General features: G+C 42.2%; 3 protein-coding genes. 1 reads left to right on the top strand and 2 read right to left on the bottom strand.

Going from position 1 to position 2,499, the window contains the following annotated elements; translation table 11 throughout:
• Positions 1 to 171 precede the first annotated feature (171 nt).
• Positions 172 to 393: a DUF1450 domain-containing protein gene (locus ABES03_RS25050; RefSeq protein WP_430121833.1), complete on the bottom strand. Its 222-nt coding sequence runs from the start codon at positions 391 to 393 to the stop codon at positions 172 to 174.
• A 278-nt stretch (positions 394 to 671) separates the two neighbouring features.
• Between ABES03_RS25050 and ABES03_RS25045 the strand changes: the two genes are divergently transcribed.
• Positions 672 to 1,415 (top strand): RsfA family transcriptional regulator, encoded by a 744-nt coding sequence (locus ABES03_RS25045; RefSeq protein ID WP_430121831.1) that lies wholly within the window; start codon positions 672 to 674, stop codon positions 1,413 to 1,415.
• Between the two features lie 80 nt (positions 1,416 to 1,495).
• On the opposite strand, the gene ABES03_RS25040 is transcribed toward ABES03_RS25045, so the two are convergent.
• On the bottom strand, positions 1,496 to 2,326 hold the full coding sequence (locus ABES03_RS25040) for a lipoate--protein ligase family protein (protein WP_430121829.1): 831 nt from the start codon (positions 2,324 to 2,326) through the stop codon (positions 1,496 to 1,498).
• Positions 2,327 to 2,499: the final 173 nt, after the last annotated feature.

Genomic DNA, 2,499 nt, shown 5'->3' with positions numbered 1-2,499 from the left:
GTGTTTCGGCGAGCCTCCTCGGCGCTTGCGCCTGCGGGGTCTCCCCTGAACCATACTCCCACAGGAGTCTTCGTGCCTTCCACTCCAATCAACAGGTGTGTCAACTCAACATTTGGCTTTAACCTAGCCTTTAAAAAAAGAAAATCACCTTAATGAATTGTCTTAAGGTGATTATTTTATCTTTTTATTTATTTTCTCCATTAATTCCTCTTCCGTTAATGCGGCAACCGGGCGGTTATTAACGAAGGCAAAGGTCTTTTTCCGGCCAGGTCCACAGTAAGACTGGCAGCCGATTTTCACTTCGGCATTCGGATCGATTTCTTTCAAGCGAGGGATCAATGTCTTTAAATTCACGGCCTGACAATCATCGCAAACGCGAAATTCATTGGACATTTGGTACAACCCTTTCTACAATCAATCATTTATCTATGTTTAGTATATCCATATTTACTCCATTGGTATTTTACATTTTCTTTTTTTTGAATGCAAGTTGCAATCTTTAGCAATCCCACATCATAAAGACTAAATCTTTCATTTAAAAAATCTAGTATCCTTTTAATCATTTTGGTATAAACCCTGAAAAACTTGTCCATCATAAGACTAGAACTTTAAAAAATTAGTCAGAAACAAGACTGCACTGTAAAGGAAATTATTTTAGGGAGTTGAAAAATATGAAAGTACGTCAAGATGCATGGACAGATGAAAATGATCTATTATTAGCTGAGACTGTCCTTCGCCATGTAAGAGAAGGAAGTACACAGCTGAATGCCTTTGAAGAGGTGGGTGACAAGCTGAACAGGACTTCTGCAGCCTGTGGCTTCAGATGGAACGCAGTGGTTCGCCACACGTATGAAAAAGCATTGCAATTAGCTAAAAAGCAGCGTAAACAAAGACAAAGAGTGCTAGGTAAAGAACAAGGTGGCAAGAAAAAGCTTCTTTATAGTCCACCAATTACTGGTTCAGAAGAAATAGACACATTACCGCTTTCCATGGAAATGCCAGTGGAAACATCAGTTGAAATACCAGATATGACTGTGGAAATGGCAACTGAAACCTATGTAAAACCAGCAGCACCAAGCTATAAGCCAGCACCAGCAGCTTCTGGTGGAGTAACACTTGATTCAGTTATTTCTTACTTACAAAACTTTCATCATGCCAATCTGCAAAATGAAGCACTAAAAAGTGAGAATGAAAGATTGATGCGAGAGATTGCCGAATTAAGGAAGAAAAATGAGGAATTATCCAATAAGATTGCTGGACTCGAGCAGAATACGGAGACCATTCAAGAAGATTACGAGACCTTAATGAAGATCATGAACCGTGCCCGTAAGCTCGTTTTATTTGAAGAAGAAGAAAGACCTGCTACAAAATTTAAGATGGACCGTAATGGGAACCTAGAAAAAGTAGCAGAGTAAAGAGAATTTTGGGAGAAGGGAACAAGCGCAGCATCCCATATCAGAAAAGAGGCTGACTCATTTGTTGAGTCAGCCTCTTTTTACCGATCAGCGATTTTTTCATTCCGCTCGACAACCCTTTGATAATATCCGGGAAATAACGAGAGTTCATATTCGTTTAGTTGTCCGGCAACTAAATAATCACTATTGCTTTTTAACTGGTTTAATAGACGCAGCATGACATCCCCAATCGTGAAATGGGTACCAAGTAATTCTGAAAGAGAAGCCATTACTTCCGGCACAATTTGAGGGTATTCAAATTTGGTTGGTTCCTCTTTTTTTGCCCGCTGGTAAAATTGCTTCACCAACTCTGCCCTTGCCTTACCGCTGCCATTGATGCAAAGATAAATTTGCACTGCAACGCCTTTTTTCAGCCGTCGTTGGGAGATACCAGCGAATTTTTTCCCGCCAATACTAAGGTCATAGCTTCCAGGACAATAGGATCCGACAATTTCCCTCGCCTCGATTGTTTGCGGAAAATCTGCAAACATGCGCCTAATTAAGTCCCACATGGCATCATAGCCACGGTTAATATCGATGCCCTTTTCCGCTTCTGGAAAAATCAACGAGATATTTAGGACCCCTTCATCCAAAACGACCGCCAAGCCCCCGGAGTTCCTTACAATAGACTGATAGCCCTCTTGCTTTAAATAGTCGATGCCTTCCTGTAAGAATGGCAGTTTCGTATCCTGTATTCCCAGTACTACGGTGTTGTGATGAACCCAGGTCCGCGCTGTGGCTGGTGCATTTCCGGTACCAACCGAGGCACACAAGGTATCATCCGTGCCAAAGGATTGTGTTGCTTGAAAGTGAATGCCAACTGCAGACTGGTCAATGATTCGCCATTCAGGTTGGCGCAGTAAACCTTCCATTCTCCTAACTCCTTACCCGTCAGATAGAGTTATTTTATCAAAAAGTAAGAGAAGTAACCATTTTCGATAGGCTTTGTTAAATTTGTCTGTTGATTTCCGCTCCAGGAGCTTCGCTTTCCGTGGGTGTTTCGGCGAGCCTCCTCGGCGCTAACGCCTGCGGGGTCTCCCCTGAA

The sequence above is a fragment of the Neobacillus rhizosphaerae genome (assembly GCF_050477885.1).
Classification (GTDB): Bacteria; Bacillota; Bacilli; order Bacillales; family Cytobacillaceae; genus Neobacillus; species Neobacillus rhizosphaerae_A.
The sequence above is the reverse complement of the archived record's forward strand: the minus strand, read 5'-3'. Positions and strand labels throughout refer to the sequence as shown.